The organism is Nocardia sp. CA-107356 (assembly GCF_050946365.1).
Classification (GTDB): domain Bacteria; phylum Actinomycetota; class Actinomycetes; order Mycobacteriales; family Mycobacteriaceae; genus Nocardia.
This window is the reverse complement of record NZ_CP191992.1, coordinates 7,656,513-7,676,484: the sequence shown is the minus strand read 5'-3', so window position 1 is coordinate 7,676,484 and position 19,972 is coordinate 7,656,513. Positions and strand designations below refer to the sequence as shown.

The window sequence follows — 19,972 nt, the reverse complement described above, 5'->3', positions numbered from 1 at the left end:
TCGTTATGTGGTCGAGGTGCGGATGGCGCGGCGGGCGGCGATCGAGCCGAAGGTTTCGCGGTCGGCGAGGAAACCTTCCAGGGCGAAGGTGGCGGCGCCGAGGCTGGAGGGGTTGTGGGGGAGGGTGCAGAGTTGGAGGGTGACGGCGGCGAAGGGGTCGGTCATTGCGTGGTGGGCCGCTACTCGGCGGGTTACTTCTAATAGCCGTTCGCCCAACACATTTGCGACCAGGTCGCCGAAGACCATGGTGCGCGGGTTGAAGAGGTTCACCAGGTTGGCTACGGCGACACCCAGGTAGGTCCCGGTCTTTTCGATGACCTCGCGGGCGATGGGATCCTCGCCCGCGGCGGCGATGGCCGCGATGGTGGCGGCATCGTCGGCGGCGAGTAGTGGACTGGCGGGGGCGAGTTCGCGCAGTGTCTGCGCGATACCGCGTGCGCTCACATAGGCCTCGACGCAGCCGCGGCGTCCGCATCGGCATTCGCGGCCGTCGAGGACGAGGTTGGTGTGGCCCCATTCGCCCGCGCTATTGGTTACGCCGCGATACAGCGTGCCATCGATGACGACACCGATGCCGACACCGGCGCGCAGCGTGACGACGATCAGATCGTCCACATCGCGTCCCGCCCCGAACCAAAGATGCGCTGCCGTACTGGCTTTCAGCGGATTGTCGAGATACAGCGGGTGCGGTACCCGCGGTTGCAGCAGTGACTTCAACGAAACGTCGTGCCAGTGCCAATACGGCGAGAACACCGAGACACCGCCCTCGGGTTCGACCAGGCCCGGCACGCTCAAGCCGACACCGAGCACCGTGTCGGAATCGTCGGCGGTCAGCTCGCGGATGCCGCGGATGATGAGTTCGGTGACGTCGTCGGGCTGGGTGGCTTCGGGGTCAACGGGGATCTCGACCGATCGCAGCACCGTCATGGCCAGGTCGAAAAGGTCGAAGTGGATGCTGGTTTCAGCGATGTCGACGCCGACCAACATCCCGCGCTCCGGATTGATCGCGAGCTGCGCGCGCGGTCGGCCGACGCCGGGCGCGTCGTAGCCGAGTTCGGCGAGCACCCCGACATCCAGCAACTCGGCGATCATATTGCCGACCGTGGCGAACGAGAGCCCGGTGGCCCTGGCGATCTCCTGACGGCTGGTGTGGCCCTCGGCGGCATAGACCGCCTGCAGCACGTAGAACCGATTCCGGCGTCGGATATCGCGCGCGGTCAGCTGGTACACGGTCGGGCCATCTCCTTCCGATTGATATTCGCAGACGCTACCCGAGCACTTCGGCCAACAGTATTTACAACCGTTAGCAGAAGTCCTACTGTAACCCAGGTCACCACCAGACGCCGAGTGCGCGGCAGATCACACAAGGAGCACCCCATGTCCTGGACCCACCAAAGCCGTTGGACCAGAGCCGTTTTCTGCGGGGTATCGCTCGCATTAGCCGTGTCGGCCTGCTCATCAGGCAAGGACGACAACTCGAAGGCGACCGGGCCGCAACACACCAGCGGCTCGATCAGCCTGGTTTACGCCCAGAAGCAGGGCGATCAGGAGTACTTCATCGGCGAGGCCGAGGGAGCCAAGGCGAAGGCCAAGGAACTCGGCATCGATCTGAGGGTGGTGAATCTCCACAATGACGCGAACAGCGCTGTCACCGAGGTGCAGAACGCGGTCAACCAGAAGGCCAGCGGCGTGATCGTGGTAGTGCCCGATCCGTCGGTCGGCCCGCAGGTCGCCCAGCTGGCGAAGGCCGGTGGCGTCGCGCTGCTGACTTCCGACGACCAGGTCTGTACGAACGGTCCGGATCCGACGTCCTGCGCCAAGGACAATCTCGTGCCCCGGGTCGGCTTCAGCGGCACCCAGATGGGCACCGAGGTCGGCACCCGCGCCGGTCAGGACTTCAAGAAGGCCGGATGGAAGCCCGAGGAGACCGCGATCATCGACGCCTGGAAGCAGGACGTGACCGTCTGCACCGACCGGGTCAAGGCCAACCAGAAGGCATTCAAGGACGCCGCTGGCGTGGACGTCAAGGTGATCGAGGTCGGCACCGATAACACTCCGTCGGATGCGCAGAACAAGATCTCGGCAACGGTCTCGGGCAACCGGTCGGTGAAGAACTGGATTGTCATGGGTTGCAACGACGAGAACGTCAGCGGCGGAGTCGCGGCGATCCAGAACGCCGGTTATGCCGCCGACAATGTGCTCGGTGTCGGTCTCGGCGCCTATCTGGCCTGCAAGGAATGGCGCGGCGGCAAGCCGACCGGATTCAAGGCGGCACTGTTCATCAATGGCAAAGACGTTGGCGCGCTGTCGGTTCAGACGATGTACGACTACCTGAAGAACGGCCAGCAGATGCCGCCCGAGGCCTATGCGCCGACCAAGATGGTCGACTCGACCAACTGGCAGCAGGCGGGCGTCACATGCAGCTGACCGGACTGCGGGTATCCGGGCTGAGCAAGAACTTCGCCGGGGTGCCGGCCCTGCGCGAAGTGAGCCTGGATTTTCCCGCTGGTGCGGTGACGGCGCTGATGGGTGAGAACGGGGCGGGTAAATCCACCCTGATCCGCATCCTCGGTGGCGATCACCGCCCGGACGGTGGCCAGCTCGAGTTGGATGGTGTGCGACTCGAACTGGCCACCCCGGCCGCCGCGCGGGCGGCCGGGATCCGGGTGATCGGCCAGGAGCCGGAGATCGTTCCGCATGTTTCGGTCGCCGAGAACGTCTACCTCGGTTCGCTGCCGCGGCGCGCGGGTCGCCTGCTCGACCGGGCGGCACTGCGCGAGCGGATGCGCACCGACCTCGCACGGCTCGGATTCGACCGTGATCTCGATCCCGACACTCTCGGTTCGAAACTTACTGCCGCACAACGGCAATTGGTGGAGATCATGCGGGCGCTGACCACCGACGCCAAGGTGATCGCATTCGACGAGCCGACCTCGTCGCTATCGGACCATGAGACCGAATCGCTGTTCGCGCTGATCGGTCGGCTGCGGGAGCAGGGCCTCGCGGTCATCTACGTATCGCATCGCATGCGGGAGATCTTCCGGCTGGCCGACCGGGTCGCCGTGCTGCGCGATGGCGCGGTCGTCGGCGAACGGGCGACCGGCGAGACCACCGATCGCGAGATCGTCCGGATGATGGTCGGCCGGGATCTGTCGACGTTGTTCGCGCGCAAGCACAATACGCCGGGCCGGGTCGTCCTCGACGCCGATGCGGTCACCACCGACGACGTGCGGGAGGTGAGCCTGCGGGTGCACGCCGGCGAGGTGGTCGCGCTGGCCGGACTGGTCGGCGCGGGTCGCTCGGAACTGGCCGGTGCGCTTGCCGGAGACCTGCCGATCCGGTCGGGTGAAGTGCGGGTGGACGGTAAGAAGCTGCGCCTGCGTCAGCCGCGCGATGCGGTGCGAGCCGGATTGGGTTACGCGCCCGAGGAGCGCAAGGCGCAGGCGCTGCTGCTGCATCGCGGTGTGCGCGACAATATTTCGCTCGCGATGCTGGACCGGTTGCGGCGGCTGCGGTTCGTCCGGCGTGGCGAGGAGCGGCGGCTGGCTCGTCAGTTCGTCGAATCCCTCAGGGTGCGAACGCCTTCGATCGAGCAGGAGGTGCGCAAGCTCTCCGGCGGCAATCAGCAGAAGGTGGTGCTGGCCCGCTGGCTGGCCCGCAAACCCAAGGTGCTGATCCTGGACGAGCCGACCCGCGGCGTCGATGTCGGCGCGAAAATCGAGATCTACCACATTATCGAGGAACTGGCCGAATCCGGTGTCGCGGTGCTGGTGATCTCCTCGGAGCTACCCGAAGTGCTCGGCCTGGCCGACCGGATCGTCGTCATGCAGCACGGCCGGGTCACCGGCGAGCTGGACCGGGGCGAGGCCAGCGAGGAGGCGATTCTCGCGCTGGCCATGGCCGCAGACCTGTCGCATACATCTCGAGGAAACCCATGACAGACCAACAACTCTCCCTCCCGGTGGAGACCGCCGCTACCGCGCCGCCCTCGGTGCTGGCGCGCGGCGCGGCCTCGCTCACACCACGGCGGCTGGTGCAGGCGATCGGCACCGGCAATCTCAGTCTGATCGGGGCGCTCGCGGTGATCGTCGCGATCTTCGGCTGGCTCAACGACGGCTATCTCGATCCGGCGAATCTGGCCGGAATCGGTGAAGCGGTCACGGTTTTCGGCCTGCTGGCCGTGGTGCAGACCGTGGTGATCATCTGTGGCGCGCTGGATATTTCGGTCGGCTCGCAGGCCGGTGTCGCGTCGGTGATCAGCGCGATGGCCTTCACCGCGACCACCGACAACGCCTTCTTGGGCATTCTGGCCGCGATCGGCGTCGGGCTGGTGCTCGGGGCGATCAATGGGCTGATCATCGTCTACGGTCGCGTCAATCCGGTGATCGCGACGTTGGCCACACTGGCCGCGTTCAAGGGCGTCGCGCAGTTGATATCCGGCGGTAAGGCCCAGGGTTTCGTGCTGGGCAATGACGTATTCATCTTCATCGCCCGCGGCAAGATGCTCGGTCTGCCGGTGCCGGTGGTCATCCTCGCGGTGGTCGCGACGGGCATGCATGTGCTGCTCAAATACACCGATATCGGCCGCAATATCTACGCCATCGGCGGAAACGATACGGCCGCACGGCTTTCCGGAATCAATATCAACAAGTACCTGATCGCGGTATTCGTGCTCGCGGGCGCGGTGGCGGCGATCGCGGGGATCATTCTGACCGCCCGTACCGGCTCCGGGCAGCCGGTCTCGGGTAGTGAAGGGCTCGAGCTGAAGGCGATCACCGCGGCGGCATTGGGCGGGTGTGCGTTGAAGGGCGGCAAGGGCACCATCGGCGGCACACTGCTGGCGGTAGTGCTGCTCGGTGCCTTGGACAACGGGCTGAACGTGGTGGGCGTGAATACGTTCTGGCAGAACGTCGCTCAGGGTTCGTTGCTGGTCGCCGCGGTCGTGATCCAGCAGCGGCGCAGTGGGGAGCGCGCGGTCGGGCTACCGACATAGCTCTCGTATCGCCGCCGTTGCCAACTCACACCAGGAGCAAACGATGATCGAACTCGAAGCCGACCGGTGCTCGCCGAGGCCGGGCCGGTTGTGTGAAGGACCGGTCTGGGATGACCGCACCAATGAGGTGCTGTGGGTGGACATTCCGGCCGGGCGCATCCATCGTGCCGCCTTGCGCGACGGCGACCTCGAACACCGGTCCACAGTGGCGGTGGGCAAGCGGGTCAGCGCGGTGGTGCCGTGCGCATCGGGTGGGCTGATCGCGACCGCCGTCGAAACCTTCCTGCGTATCGCTGATGACGGCACGAGCACCGCGGTCGCGGCGCTTGCCCTGCCCGACGACGGTGTTCGGCGACGCATGAACGATGCCAAGGCCGATCCGTGGGGGCGGCTGTTCGCCGGCACCATGTCCGAGGACGAAATCGCCGGCAGCGCCGCGCTCTATCGACTCGACCCGGACGGAACGCTGAGTACCGTGCGCCAGCGGGTGACGATCTCCAACGGCCTCGGCTGGAGCCCGGACGGCACCACGCTGTACTACGCCGACAGCCCGACGCGTCGGGTCGATGCCTTCGATTACGACTCGGCCACCGGCACCTTCAGCGGTGGCCGAACCTTCGCCGAATTCCCGGACGGGCTACCCGATGGATTGACCGTGGACGCACGGGGTTTCGTCTGGGTCGCGGTCTGGGGCGCTGGGCAGGTACGCGCCTTCGACCCAGCGGGCCGACCGCATGCGGTCATCGACGTCGGTCCGCCGCAGGTCTCCAGCTGTGTCTTCGCGGGGCCGGATCTGGATGTCCTGGTAGTCACCACCGCCGCGGAAGGTTCCGCGGCGCCGGGTGCTGGCTGCCTGTTCACCTGTCGGCCCGGTGTGACCGGACTCCCGACGAATACGTACTCCGACGCGAGGTTGGTGCACAACCCATGACCACAGATCACGGTCTGCCCCTGGATACGCCGGTGATCGCGATCCTGCGCGCCCCGGCGGCCACCCGGTTCGCCGAGATAGCCGCCACTCTGCACGAGGCGGGCATCACGGCGGTGGAGTTCACACTCAACACCCCCGGCGCACTGGACGCCTTGCGCGACACCTCCGGATTCGCCCACCCGGTCGGCGCGGGCACGGTACTCACCGCCCTCGATGCCACACGAGCCGTCGATGCGGGCGCGGCATACCTCATCACGCCGACCGTATGCCCCGAAGTGATCGCGGAGGGCCGCCGCATGGGCGTTCCGGTGATCTGCGGCGCGTTCACACCCACCGAGATCCACAGCGCTCGGGCGGCGGGCGCCACCATGGTCAAGGTATTCCCGGCCTCGGTTGGCGGTTCCGGCTATCTGAAGGCGATTCGGGGTCCGCTGCCGGGGATCCCGCTGGTGCCGACGGGTGGTATCGGACTCGCCGACGCCAGGGCGTATCTGGACGCGGGTGCCACGGCGCTCGGGATGGGCACGCCGCTGGTCGGTGACGCGTGTACCGGCGGCGATCTGGACGCGCTGCGTGAGCGCGCGCTCGCGGTACGAAAGGCATTGCTATGAGCGGCAATTCGGAAGCCGCGAGTGAGTCCGCGTCCGCGACCCTGCACAAGCGCCTGCCATGACCGGGTTGGTCACTCTGGGCGAGGCTCTCGGGGTCGTCGCCGCCACCGAACCCGGTCCGTTGGCTCCCGGTACCGCACTGCGCATGGACTTCGCCGGCGCGGAAGCGACGGTAGCCATCGGTGTCCGCAGGCTCGGCCACGACAGCGCATGGGTGGGTAGCGTCGGTGCCGATGCCGTCGGCACCATGGTGCTCGATCGGCTGCGCGCCGAACGCGTCGATACGTCGCGGTGCCGGATCGATCCGGAATTGCCGAGCGGTCTGATGCTGCGCGAGCGCCGCACCGCGGACCACATCCGAGTCACCTACTACCGCAAGGGTTTCGCGGGTTCGCGACTGTCGGCAGCCGATATCGACACCACCCAGATCGCCGCCGCGCGCGTACTGCACCTCACCGGAATCACCCCGGCGCTGAGCCCATCCGCCCGCGACGCCGTGCACACCGCACTCGACGCCGCTGTCGATGCCGGGGTGACGGTCTCGCTGGATATCAACTATCGCCGCGCGCTGTGGTCGCAAGCCGATGCCGCGGTGGAGCTTTCGAAGCTGGTCTCGCGAGCCGACATCGTCTTCGGCGGAACCGACGAAGCAGCCCTGCTGGTCCCGGCGGCGAGTCCAGCCGATATGGCTGAATCCCTTGCCGCACTCGGCCCTGCGCAAGTCGTGATCAAACTCGGATCCGAAGGCGCACTCGCACTGCACGAGGGCGAGCTGATCCGGCAGCCCGCGGTGGCGGTCCGCAGCGTCGACCCGGTCGGGGCCGGTGATGCGTTCGTCGCGGGCTACCTCGCCGGAGTGCTCGACAACGGGTCCGCGAGACACCGCCTGCGATTGGCCGCCACCTGCGGTGCATTCGCCGTATCCGTACCCGGTGATTGGGCTGGTCTGCCGATGCGGCACGAACTCGGCCTGATCACCGGCACCGACATCAACCGATGAGGGGAAGAGCATGAGTCGTCTGGCAGACCGGGTCGCGGTCGTCACCGGGGCCGCATCCGGCATCGGTGCGGCCACCGCCCACCGGCTCGCCGCCGATGGTGCCGCGGTCGTCATCGCCGATATCGCCGAACCGGCGGGGCGCGAGGTCGCCTCGAAGATCCGCGCGGCCGGCCATCGGGCCGAATTCGTCGAGTGCGACGTATCTGTGGAGGAGTCCTGGATCGAGCTCCGGCATCGGGTCAACGAGCTGTTCGGACCCCTGGACTTCTTGTGTAGCAACGCATCCCATCAGGACACCGTCCCGGCGCACGAGCTGACCCGTCGGGCTTGGGACGACGGTCTCGCGGTCAATCTGACCCCGCTGTTCCTCGGCCTGCGCACCTTCATCGACGATCTGCGCGACCGCCGCGGCAATGTGGTTGCGGTCTCCAGCGTGCACGCACAGTTCGGCCTGCCCGGCTATCCGGTCTACGCCGCCGCCAAGGGCGGGCTGACCGCATTGGTTCGGCAACTGGCCGTCGAGTACGGGCGCGCCCGAGTTCGGGTCAATGCCGTACTGCCCGGTCCGATCCTCACCCCGGTATGGGATGACGTCGACGAGGCGGGTCTGCGGCTCTCCGCCGCGGCCACCGCCCTGGACCGGATGGGCGCGCCCGAGGAGGTCGCCGCCGCGGTCGCCTTCCTCGCCTCTGATGACGCCTCCTTCATCACCGGCGCCAACCTGGTCGTCGACGGCGGCTGGAGCGTGCGAAAGGAGTCCCGGTGAAGATCACCGCACTCACCACCTACCTGGTCGCGCCGCGCTGGTGCTTCCTGAAGATCGAGACCGACGAGGGCGTTACCGGCTGGGGTGAGCCGGTCATCGAAGGCCGCGCGCACACGGTCGCCGCCGCCGTCGACGAATTGGCCGACTATCTCATCGGCAAGGACCCGATGAGCATCGAGGCGCACTGGCAGGTCCTCACCAAGGGCGGCTTCTATCGGGGCGGACCGATCCTGTCGAGTGCGGTCGCCGGCATCGACCAGGCGCTGTGGGATATCACCGGAAAGGCGCTCGGCGTACCGGTTTGGCAGTTGCTCGGCGGCGCGGTCCGCGATCGGATCCGGGTGTACAGCTGGATCGGCGGTGACCGTCCCGACGATGTCGCCGAGGCCGCGCTGGAGCGAAAAGCACAGGGCTTCACCGCGATCAAGATGAACGGTTCGGCCGAACTGGAGCTGATCGATACCCCACGCGCGACCAGGGAGATCGTCGACCGGGTGGCCGCCGTACGTGCGGCGACCGGTGACGAGTTCGATATCGCCGTCGATTTCCATGGCCGCCTGTCGATTCCGATGGCGCGGCGGGTGCTGCCGCTGCTCGAACCGTATGTGCCGTTCTTCGTCGAGGAACCACTCGTCCCGGAGTGCAGTACTCAGATCGGTGAGATCACCCGCGCGACAAGCATTCCCATCGCGACCGGCGAAAGACTGTATTCACGGTGGGATTTCAACGTGGTGCTCGATCAGGGCATCGCCGTCGTCCAACCCGATCTATCGCATGCGGGCGGCATCTCCGAGGTGCGCCGCATCGCCGCACTCGCCGAAAGCCGCGATGTCGCCCTGGCCCCGCACTGTCCGCTCGGCCCGATCGCGCTCGCCGCCAGCCTGCAAGTAGGCTTCGCCACCCCGAACCTGCTCATTCAGGAACAAAGCCTCGGCATCCACTACAACACCGGCTCCGATCTCCTCGACTACCTCCTCGACCCGGCCGTTTTCGCCTACCGCGACGGTTACGTCGATCTACTGCAAGCTCCCGGCCTCGGCATCCAGATCGATGAGCAGGCGGTGGTGCGCGCCGCCGCGCAGGGCCATCGATGGCGCAATCCGATCTGGCACCGAAAGGACGGGGCATTCGCCGAATGGTGATGTGTCCCCGGTGCGGACTGGGTGTCGACCGGCCACTAGGGCGGGCGTCGTTATCCGCCTACGGTTTCCCGTAGATTTGCGCGGGTCGGAGATGATCCGGCGCAAACCGGACGAATCTCGCAGGGGAACATAATGACCACGACCGCGGAGCGAACGCGCTCGCCCTTGTCATCCTGGCTATTGCAGGGCGCGACCGACGAACGGTATTCCCAGCATGCGGGACCGATGCGCAAACCGGGTGATGTCGAACACGAGCGGTCCTGGTGGCAGGTGATGTGCCTGACCGGTGTCGACTACTTCTCGACCCTGGGCTATCAGCCCGGTATCGCCGCGGTCGCGGCCGGTGTGCTGTCACCGTTGGCCACGCTGGTGCTGGTCGCGCTGACGTTGTTCGGTGCGCTGCCGGTGTATCGGCGGGTGGCGCGGGAGAGCCCGCACGGCGGGGGCTCGCTGGCCATGTTCACCCAGCACCTGCCGCGCTGGACCGGCAAGATCTTCATCCTGGTGCTGCTCGGGTTCGCGGCGACCGACTTCGTCATCACGATGACATTGTCCGCCGCCGACGGTGCGGCGCATATTGTCGAAAACCCTTATGTCCCTTCGGCTCTGCACAACCATAATCTGCTGATCACACTGGTCCTGCTCGCATTGCTCGCGGCGATCTTCCTGAAGGGCTTCGCGGAGGCCATCAAGATCGCGGTCGCACTGGTCGCGGCGTACCTGTCGCTGAATGTCGTTGTCGCCGTTGTCGGTTTGTATCAGGTACTCATCGCCGGTGATCTGGTGGTGGACTGGACGCATGCGCTGACCGCCGAACACGGCAATATCGCGGTGATGATCGGCGTCTCGCTCTTGGTGTTCCCGAAACTGGCGCTCGGGTTGTCCGGATTCGAGACCGGTGTCGCGGTCATGCCGCAAATCAAGGGCGCGCCAGGGGATTCCGAGGAGAATCCGGTCGCTCGCATCGCCGGCGCGCGCAAACTGCTGACGGCCTCGGCCCTGATCATGAGCACCTTCCTCATCGTGACCAGCTTCATTACGGTCGTGCTGATTCCGGAGCAGGAATTCGAAACCGGCGGATCCGCGAACGGTCGGGCATTGGCCTTTTTGGCGCACAAATATCTCGGCGACGTCTTCGGCACCGTCTACGACGTCAGCACCATCGCGATCCTCTGGTTCGCGGGTGCGTCGGCCATGGCCGGACTGCTGAATCTGGTGCCGCGCTACCTACCCCGGTACGGCATGGCGCCGGAATGGGCGCGCGCGGTGCGGCCCCTGGTACTGGTATTCGCGGTCATCGCCTTCGGTATCACGTGGTACTTCGACGCCGACGTCGACGCGCAGGGTGGTGCGTATGCGACCGGTGTGCTCGTGCTCATCACCTCCGCTGCAGTCGCGGTGACCCTGTCTGCGGCGCGAAAAGGCCAGCGCAACAAGGTGATCGGCTTCGGCGCGATATCGGCGGTCTTCGTCTACACAACCATCACCAATATCTTCGAACGCCCCGAGGGTGTGCAGCTGGCGTCGCTGTTCATCCTCACGATCATCGTGATGTCCTTCATCTCTCGCGCCCGGCGTTCCTTCGAATTGCGCGCCATCGAGGTGACTTTCGACGAAACCGCCGCCGCGATGATCGATCAGGCCGCGGCCGAGGGCATGATCCGCATCGTCACCCACGACATCGACCAGCGTCGGCCGGAGGAGTACCGGGAGAAAGAGGCCGAGCAGCGCCTGGAGAGCCACATTCCGGCGGACGCCCCCATCCTGTTCCTCGAGGTCATCGTGCGCGACGCCTCCGACTTCAGCACCGACCTGCGAGTCACCGGACTCGAATTGGCGGGCTATCGAATCCTCAGCGTCGAAGCCACCGCCGTCCCCAACTCCATCGCTGCGATCCTGCTCGCCATCCGCGACCGCACCGGCCTGGAACCGCACGTGTATTTCGAGTGGACAGAAGGCAATCCACTGGTCAACCTGCTGAAGTTCCTCTTCGTCGGCGAGGGTGAGGTCGCCCCGGTAACCCGCGAGATCATCCGCCGAGCGGTGCCGAATCCGGCCGACCGGCCCCACGTCCACGTCGACAGCTAGTCCCTTTCAGTGCCGTGGCCGAGTCTGATTGGTCCACTGATACCCGTCGAACCAGCGCAATAGCGCGGGATTCGCGTGATCGGGATACCAGCCGGGGGCGACCGACGTGGAAGCCGGGGGCCGTCCTCCCGAGTTCGACCTCGCGATCAACACGATGGGCACCACGATGACCGCGAGGACAACGAGAAGAATGAGGATGTGCCACACATTGATTGCTCCCATGCGGTCAGTATGTAGGACCGCGTGCCCGGCAGCCTGATCACGTGGATATGCAGCGGCATCCCCGCTCACAGCTGTCATGGCAACCCGATCTGCACATCGGCCTTTCGGACAGAGCCACGTCAATTCCGGGGCTGCTCTATCAGTTCAGCGAAACAATCCTGCCCGCTCCACTCGTAAGCGTCACGGGAATCCGGATTCAAACCCCTAGGGGGTGAAAACAGACCGTAATTCGGAAATTGGCTGACCCCATCGACAAAGATCAATTCGGCGGCGCATGATAATAAAGCTATTCGGTACCGTTCGTCGGGGGGGACGTCAAATGGAATCGGTAAGGATTGGAAGTCAAATGGTCATCAGGAAATTGATAGCGACCGCCTTTATGGCTGTCGCTGCGACGAGCATAGCCACGGCCACGGCGCATGGTGAGGCGGGGCTGGCGGATGTCAGCTTCAGCGGTGTGGACGGACCAGTCGCGTACACGACGAGTCTGGCGGCCGATCACACGAGTGCGCTGGTAAGCCTCGCTTCCGGCAGTTTCGCCGTCACGCCCGACGGGGTTAGCGTCCTGGCGAACGACGGTGCGGTAGTCGGCACCATCCCAACGACACTGCGTACGGAGGCCGGACAGGCTCTCGCGGTGTCACCGGCGCTGGACAGCACCAGCACGCAACTGACCCTGACACCGGTCGGCGGGCCGACAACCGAGGCGGTCACGTCACAGACTATGCCCGGCGTACAGCAGGCATTGGGACCGATTTCGATCGCCGTCGGTGCGGCCATCGGCTGCGCGGTCGGCGCTGCGATCGGCATCTGGTTCTTCTGGGTCGGAGCCATCATTGGATGCGTCATCGGTTCAGCCGTTGGTGCGGCCATCGGCTTCTTCACACCGTTCCCGTGACGGGTCGATCAGTGGAGGTAATCGAACACAATGACATGCGGGCCGGGCGCCTATTGGCCGCCCGGCCCGTTTCCGTCTGCACATCGTTGGTTACCAATTACGCGCGGAGTGCGTCGAGAATCATCGGACGCGCAGTCGCGAGCGCTTGCTGCCAATAGGGCCAGGTGTGTGTTCCGTTGACGATATCGATACGGGCGGCAATTCCCAATGCCGCGGTTCGATCACGGAACATTTGGGCGGCGATCACCGTTATGGCTTCCAGGCCGATCGCATTCGCCGTATTACCGACCCCGTACGGCAGGTCGAGTGGACCGGGCAGGGCATTGCCCGCCGAGACGTAAATCGGCAGTCCGCGCAGCAATTCGGCCTGTACGGTGGCATCGTTGCGATTCCAGGCAGGATCCCCGACCGGACCCCACATATCGTCCAGATTGAAGTTGCCTTCGTCCCGCAGGGCAGCGCGCATCGCTTCGTTCCAGAGCGGAAACGTCGGTTGTAAGAATCCCGAAAAGGATCCGGCGAACTTGAACTGGTCGCGATGGTAACCAGCCAGCGTCAGCGCGGCGCCGCCTCCCATGGACGCTCCGGCAATGGCGTTGTTGGTACGCGATACGCCGTATTCCGCCAGGAAGGCGGGGAGGTCCTGGGTAAGGAAGGTCTCCCATTTGTACGTCGTCGCCTGATCATTGGTACTACTCGGTCGGTACCAGTCGGTGTAGAAACTAGAGCGACCACCGACCGGAAACACCAAAGTGACGTTGTCGCCAGCGAACTGGCGCAGCGCATCGGTATCGGTAGTCCACTGATTGTGGTCGGTCGGCGCACGGAGACCGTCGAGCAGGTAGAGAGCCGCGCTCCCGCCGCGCGCCGCCCATTGCACCTGCACTTTGATCGGCCCCATACTGGACGGCACGAATAGCTCCTCTATACCGCCCGCCGATGTGCGCAGTATCCGCGCGTTGATCGGCGCGGCGGTAGCCGCCGCCGCGCCGATCCATGACACCAGCAGAGCTGTCGCCATGACGATGCCGGTCTTGCCCAGCCGACCACGAACTCCCCGCTGATCCCCAGCTCGCGTTGCCTTGCCCATCCCGCACCTCCTACTCGGTTTCCCTGGAAAATTGCCGAACAGACGCCGAATTCGGCTGCCGCCAACACCAAGTCACTTCGTGCGCGCCTGCACTCCCCGCCGCGCCCGGAATCGGGAAGATCATCATAGATTGCCACGCCATCGCTCTCGAGCCTGGGAATATTGATCCCCACTCGGTATCAGTTGTGCAATCGTCGCCGATCGGACCCGCGGCAGACCGACGAAATGGGTCACCGCAGGCGCAGCCGAAACGGCCTCAACGCTGCAGCAGGGTTTCGCGTTGCATATGCGAGAGCTTCTGCGGATTGCGCACGGAGTAGATCCCGCTGATCAGTCCGTCGTCGATGCGCACCGCCATCACGCTGTCGAGCTCGCCGTTGAGCCGGATGATCAGTGCCGGGTGTCCATTGACCTGTGTCGGTTGCAGTGTCGCCGCGGCGCCGATCGAGTCCCAGTAGACGGCGAACCGCCGAGCCACTTGGTCGGCCCCGACGACGGGCCGGGGTAGGGCCTGCTTGATTCCGCCACCGTCGTTCAGGGCGACGACGTCGGGCGCGAGGATCGCGAGCAGGTTGCGTAGGTCGCCGGTTTCGACCGCTCGTTGAAACGCCTCGAGTGCGTCTCGGGTCTGGGCCGAGGAAACAACTCCGCGCGGTCGGCGCGCGGCGACGTGTGCCCGTGCCCGGTGGGCGATCTGGCGGACCGCGGCCTGGGTCTTGTCGACGGCGTCGGCGATCTCGTCATAGGCCAGGTCGAATACCTCGCGCAGCACGAATACCGCCCGCTCGGTCGGGGCAAGGGTCTCGAGCACCAGCAGCATCGCCATCGAGACGCTGTCGGCCAGCTCGATGTCCTCGGCCACATCGGGTGCGGTGAGCAGCGGCTCGGGCAGCCAGGGCCCGACATAGGACTCCTTGCGCCGGTCGAGGGCACGCAGCCGGTCGAGCGCCTGGCGGGTGGTGATCCGGACCAGGTAGGCCCGCCGATCCTGCACGGTCTCGAGGTCGACCCGGACCCATCGCAGCCAGGTTTCCTGCAGGACGTCTTCGGCGTCGGCAGCCGAGCCGAGCATCTCGTAGGCGACGGTGAACAGCAGATTGCGGTGGGCCAGGAACGCTTCGGTGGCGGGATCGGCGCGGTCGTGACGGGGCGGCTCGGCCGTGCCCATTGTCCGCCCGCTGTGCTCGCTCATCGCCGACTCCTGCCCGCTCACTCTGAATGTGCCACACACGAGACGCCCGCCCGGCCCGCTTTGTGACACCCACGATCAGTGGCGCACGTCACGTCGCCGCACCTGTCACAGGGGCACGGCGACGGGCGTCTCGTGTTCGTCCAGGTACTCCGACAGCAGGCAGCGCGGTCACGCCCGAGGAAATGGGCGTCCACAGCGCAGGCGTCTCCAGCTTCCGACGAACACCACCACAGGAGATTCGAACATGATCAGAATCGGCACCATCATCGGCAGCACCCGACCCGGCCGCATCGGCGACCAGGTGGCCCGATGGGTTCGGGACCTGGCGGCCGAACATGCGAGCGACGTAGCGGAATTCGAGCTCGTGGACTTGAAGGACTATCGGCTGCCGCTGCTCGACGAGCCGATCCCGGCGGGCAGTGCGCCGGGCCAGCAGCCGCACACCCGGCGATGGGCCGAGCGGATCTGCTCGTACGACGCCTACATCTTCGTCACGCCCGAGTACAACACCGCTGCGCCCGCCGCTCTGACCAACGCTATCGACTACCTCTACGACGAGTGGGGCGGCAAGCCGGTCGCCTACGTCGGTTACGGCATCTTCGGCGCGGTCATGGCGGTGCACAAGCTGCGCGCGCAGGCGGGCGGGCTGCGGATGGCCGATATCGGGCCGCAGGTGGCGCTGTCGCTGCGCGAAGACTTCGTGAACTTCGTCGACTTCCGGCCGCGCGAGCTGCATACGGCGGAGGTACACGGGCTGGTCGACGAGCTGCTGGCGTGGGCACGAGCACTCGGCCCGCTGCGCGCGGCTGCCCGAGCCGTTCGCCAGCAGGTCCAGTAACCAGGATAAGGACAGTCGTCATGCGTATCACCGTCTTCGGAGCCAATGGGCGCACCGGCCGCCTGCTCACCGGCCAGGCACTCGCCGCAGGACATCAGGTCTCTGCGGTCACCCGGCAGCCGGACTCGTTTCCGCTGCACCATGATCGGCTCGAGGTAGTCGGAGCCGACGTACTCGATCCGGTGGCCGTCGACGCGGCCGTTGCGGAACGGGATGCGGTGTTGTCGGCGCTCGGGGTGCCCGCGGGGAAGGAACCGATCAGCACCTATTCGAGTGGTGTGGCCAATATTGTCGCCGCGATGGACCGGCATCGGGTGCGTCGGCTCGCCGTGGTCAGCTCGAGCGGGGTCGACCCGCACCCGTACTCCGATGGCGGGTTCTTGTTCAACCGAGTCTTGCTGCCGTACGTGACGCGGGTGCTGGGTAAGACGCTGTACGACGACATGCGGCGGATGGAAACGCTGGTGCGCGCCAGCGATCTGGACTGGACGATCGTGCGCCCGAGCGGGCTCTACGACCTGCCGTCGGTCACCGACTACACCATCGTCGAGGGTCACGCCGACGGCAGGTTCACCGCCCGTGCGGGCCTGGCCGCGAGCATGTTGGCCCTGCTGGACGACGATCGCTACCGCCGCACCACCGTCGGTGTCATCACCACCGTCGACAACCCCACCTTGCTCCAGTGGATCCGTCGCGAAGCACTCGCCAGCAGCTGAGCCGATTCGTCGGCACGAAATCGCCCGCGCCGCATCACATCATCGCGTGGGCGGAGAAAATATCCACGCACGGCACGACGCGCTTCGTGGCATACGCGGCCGCATCGGTGGACCCGGTGCGGTAGGCCTTGTCGATACCCGGCTGGCGGTGCTCTGCCATCGCGGTCGGCTGTCGCGCGACCACGCTGACGACATTGTGTCGGTCGAAACCGAATGGGTATCCGCCCAGTGTGCCGACTGGACCAACTCGGCGACGCCAATGAATTCGGTATCGCTGGGCCACGCTAGGAGGTCATCGTGACCAGTGACATGCAGCAGGCCAAACACCCGGTCAGCGCGATGCTGGCGGGCCCGTACGGGCATCCGTTCCACCCGATCCTGGTCACGGTGCCGATCGGGGCATGGGTGGCGAGCCTGGTGTTCGACATCTCTTCGCATGTGGTGGACGACCCGCAGTTCCTCGCCCGCGGTGCGGTGTGGCTCATTGCGGTCGGAGTGCTCGGCGCACTGGCCGCGGCCATGGTCGGTTTCCTGGACTTGTTCGCCATCCCGACCGGCACCTCGGCATTTCGCACCGGTCTGGTGCATATGAGCCTGAATCTGACGGTGACCGTCGCCTTCGCCCTCGACTTCTGGTGGCGGCTATCCCGCGGCGGACCACAGGGCGCCGTACCACCGGGCCCGTTGGCGTTGTCGATTGCCGCACTCGCTGTGCTGACGGTCTCGGGTTACCTCGGCGGCAAACTCGCCTACCGCTACGGCGTACGGGTGGCCGATGAAACCACCCAGGCCACCGGCTACCAACGCTGAACCATTCACCTCGTCGTCAGGAGACATCATGGGCATCGCAGCATTGATCCTCTGGCTGCTCACCGCCGTCGGTGGTTTCGTACTGCTGGGCACCTGGATCACGAAAGGCGGTGGGCGACAAGCGGATAGCTCCCATCTCCCGCCGCCGGTCATATTCGGCCACTTCCTGCTCGCTGTTTCGGGGCTGGTGGTGTGGATCATCTACCTCGCCGTCGACAACGACGCGCTCGGTTGGATCGCGTTCGCATTGCTGATCCCGGTGGCGCTGCTCGGCTTCGTCATGTTTCTGCGCTGGCTGCCCACCTATCGGGCCCGCGCTACGGCCGATACACCCGAGCTCGCCGAAGGCCATTTTCCGGTGGCGGTCGTGGCCGGTCACGGGCTGCTCGCCGTCACCACGGTGGTGCTCGTGCTGCTGACGGCCCTCGGTGTCGGCAGCTAGCGATCGTGTCGCATCCGGGGGTGTCCACAGCGGCTCGAGTGCCCGCGGCTGTTCGGCCACGACGGACCGCTGTCGCGACAAACCGCTCGAGGTGGCGGCAGTCTGAATAGACTTGGGCCCGTGCGGAAGACGGCGAAGGTCAACGATGGTCAGCTGGTGAGCTATATCGATCACGAGGGCCCCGGGCCCGCGGTGTTGCTGCTGCACAGCTATCTGATGGACGCCGACATGTTCGCCCCCCAGGTGCGGGCGCTCGGCGATGCGTTCCGGCTGATCGCGATGGATGAGCGTGGCCACGGCGGCACTCCGGCCGACCGCCCGTTCACCTACTGGGATGTGGCCCGCGACGCGCTCGGCCTCCTCGACGAGCTCGGGGTGGACCGCTGCGCCGTGGTCGGCACGAGTCAGGGCGGTTTCATCGCCCTGCGGATGGCGCTGCTGGCGCCGGACCGCGTGACCGCGCTGGCGCTACTCGGCACGTCGGGCAGCGCGGAGGATCCGGAGGTGGCCGCCGGGTACCGCCAAGCGGCCGCCGCCTGGCGAGAATACGGTCCGACCCAGGAACTGCTCGACCTCAATGCCGCGATCTGCCTCGGTTCGCACGACGCGACCGAGTGGCAGGCCAAGTGGCGGCTGCTCTCCGGTGACCACGTCGACCGCGTACTCACTCCACTGGTCGAGCGGGACAGCGTGCTCGACCGAGTGCCGGAGATAGGCTGCCCGGCTCTGGTACTGCACGGCTCGGCCGACGCCGCCTACTCCGTCGACCGCGCCCGCGAGCTGGCAGCGGCCCTGCCGAACGCCGAACCTCCAGTGATCATCGACGGCGGCGCGCACTTCCTCAGCCTCACCGACGCAGACGCCGTGAACCCACACTTGCGGGCGTTCCTCAGCTGACCGCTTTCTGCACGAGTTCGCCGATCCTCGCCTCACCGGCGGCGGTGTTTGCCACCGCTTGCAGCACATCGTCGGGCTCGATGTCGGCGCGGATCGCACCTGCGGCCGCCAGGGCTGGTGCGGCGCCGACCCACGGACGAGCGCTCCGCCAGCGCGGACATCATTCCCCTTGCGGTGTAGCCACTTTCGAGGCGAAGGGCGACGAGGCGGATCAGTCGAGTAGCCGCCATGTGATGAGGGCGAGTGTGGCTCGTATCAGTCCGGTGGGGTCGGTGAGTTCGATGTCGAGGGTCTTGCCGATCTGTTCGAGTCGGCGGGCGACGCTGCTGTGGTGCAGGTGGAGTACCTGGGCGGCGCGGCGTAGCGAGCCGGTGGCGCAGTAGGCGTCCAGTGTCTCGAGATCGTCTGGGCTGTCGGCCATTCGGGCGATCGCGGCCACATCGGGGTTGTGTTGCGCGTCGTCGCGGGGTACCTGTGCGAGTAGTGCCAGCGCGCCGAGGTGGTCGTAGTGGACGATCGGCTGGCGTGCGGTGGTGAAGCGGAGGGCGGTGCGGGCTTGCTGCCAGGATCGGTCGGGGCTGTCGGTGGCACCGATACCCGCGTGTACGCCTGCCGGAAACCGGGCCGGGTCCACGGTGGTGGCCAGGAGGACGCCGACGTCGGCGAGCGGTGCCGCTTTCACCGGGCGGTTCGGGCAGATCAGGCCGCCGATGCGGTCGAGTGGAAGCGGGGAGCGCACGGCGACGACGTGAACGGGCAGGTCGGGGGCGAAACCCAGCAGGCGTAGGGCTCGGGCTCTGGCGGCTTCGTCGCTGTCGGCGCTGATCACGAGTTCGACCAGGGCGGGGTCGGCCATGGTGGTGCGGGCCGGGCCGTATCGCTCGATGACCGCTGCGGCGGCGATGGCGAGCCGCTCCAGCAGTAGGTCGTCGAGCGAACGGGGCGGGCCGGTGCGTTCCAGCCACACGGTGCCGATCTCCTCCTCATCGAGGGTGATCGGCGATGTAGTGGACGTGGACCGTGGCGGGGTCGATGCCTCCCGGCCGTCGGGCGAGAATCGGATCACTTGTCCCGTGCCGTGCAACCGTATCCCGGCCACGTCTTCGGCCAGGCCCGCCGAGGCGCGGGCGAGCGCCGGGAGATCCACCCGACGGCGCATCAACGTGTCGTAGAACATCACAACGCGCAGCGCGCCCTCGGCTTCGGAATCCAACTGCGACAGCCGAAGGACCAAGGCATCCATGACAGGAGGATATGCGGCGATCGTCGCGGTGTGGGGCCGGAATGTCCGACAGCTGGCGGATGATCTGGCGGTAGCCGATCGCGAGGATAGTTG

General features: G+C 66.3%; 21 protein-coding genes. 15 read left to right on the top strand and 6 right to left on the bottom strand.

From position 1 onward, the window contains the following. Positions 1 to 3: 3 nt before the first annotated feature. A complete protein-coding gene (locus ACQP1G_RS34625) occupies positions 4 to 1,230 on the bottom strand; it encodes an ROK family protein (protein ID WP_433193894.1) in 1,227 nt (408 codons plus the stop codon). Positions 1,231 to 1,377: 147 nt separating this feature from the next. Here ACQP1G_RS34625 and ACQP1G_RS34620 point away from each other — a divergent pair, with 147 nt between their 5' ends. The 9 genes from ACQP1G_RS34620 (at position 1,378) to ACQP1G_RS34580 (ending at position 11,531) form a co-directional block, all read left to right on the top strand. After that, positions 1,378 to 2,427 (top strand): substrate-binding domain-containing protein, encoded by a 1,050-nt coding sequence (locus tag ACQP1G_RS34620; protein WP_433193893.1) that lies wholly within the window; start codon positions 1,378 to 1,380, stop codon positions 2,425 to 2,427. Beyond that, positions 2,418 to 3,938 (top strand): sugar ABC transporter ATP-binding protein, encoded by a 1,521-nt coding sequence (locus ACQP1G_RS34615; protein ID WP_433193892.1) that lies wholly within the window; start codon positions 2,418 to 2,420, stop codon positions 3,936 to 3,938. The genes ACQP1G_RS34620 and ACQP1G_RS34615 overlap by 10 nt, the downstream gene beginning before the upstream one ends. Next, positions 3,935 to 4,993 carry an ABC transporter permease gene (locus ACQP1G_RS34610; RefSeq protein ID WP_433193891.1) on the top strand — a complete coding sequence of 353 codons (1,059 nt, stop codon included), beginning with the start codon at positions 3,935 to 3,937 and terminating at the stop codon, positions 4,991 to 4,993. The genes ACQP1G_RS34615 and ACQP1G_RS34610 overlap by 4 nt, the downstream gene beginning before the upstream one ends. 43 nt (positions 4,994 to 5,036) lie before the next feature. Continuing rightward, positions 5,037 to 5,924, top strand: coding sequence for an SMP-30/gluconolactonase/LRE family protein (locus tag ACQP1G_RS34605; protein ID WP_433193890.1), 888 nt, complete (start codon positions 5,037 to 5,039; stop codon positions 5,922 to 5,924). Further along, positions 5,921 to 6,535 (top strand): bifunctional 4-hydroxy-2-oxoglutarate aldolase/2-dehydro-3-deoxy-phosphogluconate aldolase, encoded by a 615-nt coding sequence (locus ACQP1G_RS34600; protein ID WP_433193889.1) that lies wholly within the window; start codon positions 5,921 to 5,923, stop codon positions 6,533 to 6,535. The genes ACQP1G_RS34605 and ACQP1G_RS34600 overlap by 4 nt, the downstream gene beginning before the upstream one ends. Positions 6,536 to 6,593: 58 nt before the next feature. Beyond that, positions 6,594 to 7,535 (top strand): sugar kinase, encoded by a 942-nt coding sequence (locus ACQP1G_RS34595; RefSeq protein WP_433193888.1) that lies wholly within the window; start codon positions 6,594 to 6,596, stop codon positions 7,533 to 7,535. A 10-nt stretch (positions 7,536 to 7,545) separates the two neighbouring features. Beyond that, entirely contained in the window at positions 7,546 to 8,301 is a 756-nt protein-coding gene (locus ACQP1G_RS34590; protein WP_433193887.1) for an SDR family NAD(P)-dependent oxidoreductase, read from the top strand. Next, complete coding sequence (gene dgoD, locus ACQP1G_RS34585) at positions 8,298 to 9,443, top strand: galactonate dehydratase (RefSeq protein ID WP_433193886.1); 1,146 nt, start codon at positions 8,298 to 8,300, stop codon at positions 9,441 to 9,443. The genes ACQP1G_RS34590 and dgoD overlap by 4 nt, the downstream gene beginning before the upstream one ends. Before the next feature lie 132 nt (positions 9,444 to 9,575). Next, entirely contained in the window at positions 9,576 to 11,531 is a 1,956-nt protein-coding gene (locus ACQP1G_RS34580; protein ID WP_433193885.1) for an amino acid transporter, read from the top strand. A gap of 6 nt (positions 11,532 to 11,537) precedes the next feature. Here the strand turns inward: ACQP1G_RS34580 and ACQP1G_RS34575 are convergent, their stop codons facing one another. After that, positions 11,538 to 11,753, bottom strand: a complete 216-nt coding sequence (locus ACQP1G_RS34575) for a DUF2510 domain-containing protein (protein ID WP_433193884.1) — start codon at positions 11,751 to 11,753, stop codon at positions 11,538 to 11,540. 346 nt (positions 11,754 to 12,099) lie between these two features. Here ACQP1G_RS34575 and ACQP1G_RS34570 point away from each other — a divergent pair, with 346 nt between their 5' ends. Next, complete coding sequence (locus tag ACQP1G_RS34570; RefSeq protein ID WP_433193883.1) at positions 12,100 to 12,651, top strand: hypothetical protein; 552 nt, start codon at positions 12,100 to 12,102, stop codon at positions 12,649 to 12,651. 97 nt (positions 12,652 to 12,748) lie between these two features. On the opposite strand, the gene ACQP1G_RS34565 is transcribed toward ACQP1G_RS34570, so the two are convergent. Both ACQP1G_RS34565 and ACQP1G_RS34560 read right to left on the bottom strand, forming a co-directional pair. Beyond that, positions 12,749 to 13,741 carry an alpha/beta hydrolase gene (locus ACQP1G_RS34565; protein ID WP_433193882.1) on the bottom strand — a complete coding sequence of 331 codons (993 nt, stop codon included), beginning with the start codon at positions 13,739 to 13,741 and terminating at the stop codon, positions 12,749 to 12,751. 256 nt (positions 13,742 to 13,997) lie between these two features. Further along, positions 13,998 to 14,933 carry an RNA polymerase sigma-70 factor gene (locus tag ACQP1G_RS34560; RefSeq protein ID WP_433193881.1) on the bottom strand — a complete coding sequence of 312 codons (936 nt, stop codon included), beginning with the start codon at positions 14,931 to 14,933 and terminating at the stop codon, positions 13,998 to 14,000. A gap of 244 nt (positions 14,934 to 15,177) precedes the next feature. On the opposite strand from ACQP1G_RS34560, the gene ACQP1G_RS34555 reads away from it, so the two are divergent. Both ACQP1G_RS34555 and ACQP1G_RS34550 read left to right on the top strand, forming a co-directional pair. Further along, entirely contained in the window at positions 15,178 to 15,771 is a 594-nt protein-coding gene (locus tag ACQP1G_RS34555) for an NADPH-dependent FMN reductase (protein WP_433193880.1), read from the top strand. Positions 15,772 to 15,791: 20 nt separating this feature from the next. Further along, the gene (locus tag ACQP1G_RS34550) at positions 15,792 to 16,487 is read left to right on the top strand and encodes an NAD(P)-dependent oxidoreductase (protein ID WP_433193879.1); all 696 of its coding nucleotides are present in this window, start codon (positions 15,792 to 15,794) and stop codon (positions 16,485 to 16,487) included. 34 nt (positions 16,488 to 16,521) lie between these two features. Here the strand turns inward: ACQP1G_RS34550 and ACQP1G_RS34545 are convergent, their stop codons facing one another. Beyond that, positions 16,522 to 16,671 carry a hypothetical protein gene (locus ACQP1G_RS34545; protein WP_433193878.1) on the bottom strand — a complete coding sequence of 50 codons (150 nt, stop codon included), beginning with the start codon at positions 16,669 to 16,671 and terminating at the stop codon, positions 16,522 to 16,524. Positions 16,672 to 16,784: 113 nt separating this feature from the next. On the opposite strand from ACQP1G_RS34545, the gene ACQP1G_RS34540 reads away from it, so the two are divergent. The 3 genes from ACQP1G_RS34540 (at position 16,785) to ACQP1G_RS34530 (ending at position 18,636) form a co-directional block, all read left to right on the top strand. Further along, positions 16,785 to 17,297 (top strand): DUF2231 domain-containing protein, encoded by a 513-nt coding sequence (locus ACQP1G_RS34540; RefSeq protein ID WP_433193877.1) that lies wholly within the window; start codon positions 16,785 to 16,787, stop codon positions 17,295 to 17,297. Positions 17,298 to 17,325: 28 nt separating this feature from the next. After that, positions 17,326 to 17,739 carry a hypothetical protein gene (locus ACQP1G_RS34535; RefSeq protein ID WP_433193876.1) on the top strand — a complete coding sequence of 138 codons (414 nt, stop codon included), beginning with the start codon at positions 17,326 to 17,328 and terminating at the stop codon, positions 17,737 to 17,739. Between the two features lie 120 nt (positions 17,740 to 17,859). After that, complete coding sequence (locus ACQP1G_RS34530; RefSeq protein WP_433193875.1) at positions 17,860 to 18,636, top strand: alpha/beta fold hydrolase; 777 nt, start codon at positions 17,860 to 17,862, stop codon at positions 18,634 to 18,636. Between the two features lie 211 nt (positions 18,637 to 18,847). Here the strand turns inward: ACQP1G_RS34530 and ACQP1G_RS34525 are convergent, their stop codons facing one another. Continuing rightward, positions 18,848 to 19,879, bottom strand: a complete 1,032-nt coding sequence (locus ACQP1G_RS34525; RefSeq protein WP_433193874.1) for a PucR family transcriptional regulator — start codon at positions 19,877 to 19,879, stop codon at positions 18,848 to 18,850. Positions 19,880 to 19,972: the final 93 nt, after the last annotated feature.

Bases quoted from the DNA above. Each gene is read 5' to 3' on its own strand.
- ACQP1G_RS34620 (WP_433193893.1), top strand. From the start codon at position 1,378: ATGTCCTGGACCCACCAAAGCCGTTGGACCAGAGCCGTTTTCTGCGGG.
- ACQP1G_RS34615 (WP_433193892.1), top strand. From the start codon at position 2,418: ATGCAGCTGACCGGACTGCGGGTATCCGGGCTGAGCAAGAACTTCGCC.
- ACQP1G_RS34610 (WP_433193891.1), top strand. From the start codon at position 3,935: ATGACAGACCAACAACTCTCCCTCCCGGTGGAGACCGCCGCTACCGCG.
- ACQP1G_RS34605 (WP_433193890.1), top strand. From the start codon at position 5,037: ATGATCGAACTCGAAGCCGACCGGTGCTCGCCGAGGCCGGGCCGGTTG.
- ACQP1G_RS34600 (WP_433193889.1), top strand. From the start codon at position 5,921: ATGACCACAGATCACGGTCTGCCCCTGGATACGCCGGTGATCGCGATC.
- ACQP1G_RS34595 (WP_433193888.1), top strand. From the start codon at position 6,594: ATGACCGGGTTGGTCACTCTGGGCGAGGCTCTCGGGGTCGTCGCCGCC.
- ACQP1G_RS34590 (WP_433193887.1), top strand. From the start codon at position 7,546: ATGAGTCGTCTGGCAGACCGGGTCGCGGTCGTCACCGGGGCCGCATCC.
- ACQP1G_RS34580 (WP_433193885.1), top strand. From the start codon at position 9,576: ATGACCACGACCGCGGAGCGAACGCGCTCGCCCTTGTCATCCTGGCTA.
- ACQP1G_RS34575 (WP_433193884.1), bottom strand. From the start codon at position 11,753: ATGGGAGCAATCAATGTGTGGCACATCCTCATTCTTCTCGTTGTCCTC.
- ACQP1G_RS34570 (WP_433193883.1), top strand. From the start codon at position 12,100: ATGGTCATCAGGAAATTGATAGCGACCGCCTTTATGGCTGTCGCTGCG.
- ACQP1G_RS34565 (WP_433193882.1), bottom strand. From the start codon at position 13,741: ATGGGCAAGGCAACGCGAGCTGGGGATCAGCGGGGAGTTCGTGGTCGG.
- ACQP1G_RS34560 (WP_433193881.1), bottom strand. From the start codon at position 14,933: ATGAGCGAGCACAGCGGGCGGACAATGGGCACGGCCGAGCCGCCCCGT.
- ACQP1G_RS34555 (WP_433193880.1), top strand. From the start codon at position 15,178: ATGATCAGAATCGGCACCATCATCGGCAGCACCCGACCCGGCCGCATC.
- ACQP1G_RS34550 (WP_433193879.1), top strand. From the start codon at position 15,792: ATGCGTATCACCGTCTTCGGAGCCAATGGGCGCACCGGCCGCCTGCTC.
- ACQP1G_RS34535 (WP_433193876.1), top strand. From the start codon at position 17,326: ATGGGCATCGCAGCATTGATCCTCTGGCTGCTCACCGCCGTCGGTGGT.
- ACQP1G_RS34525 (WP_433193874.1), bottom strand. From the start codon at position 19,879: ATGGATGCCTTGGTCCTTCGGCTGTCGCAGTTGGATTCCGAAGCCGAG.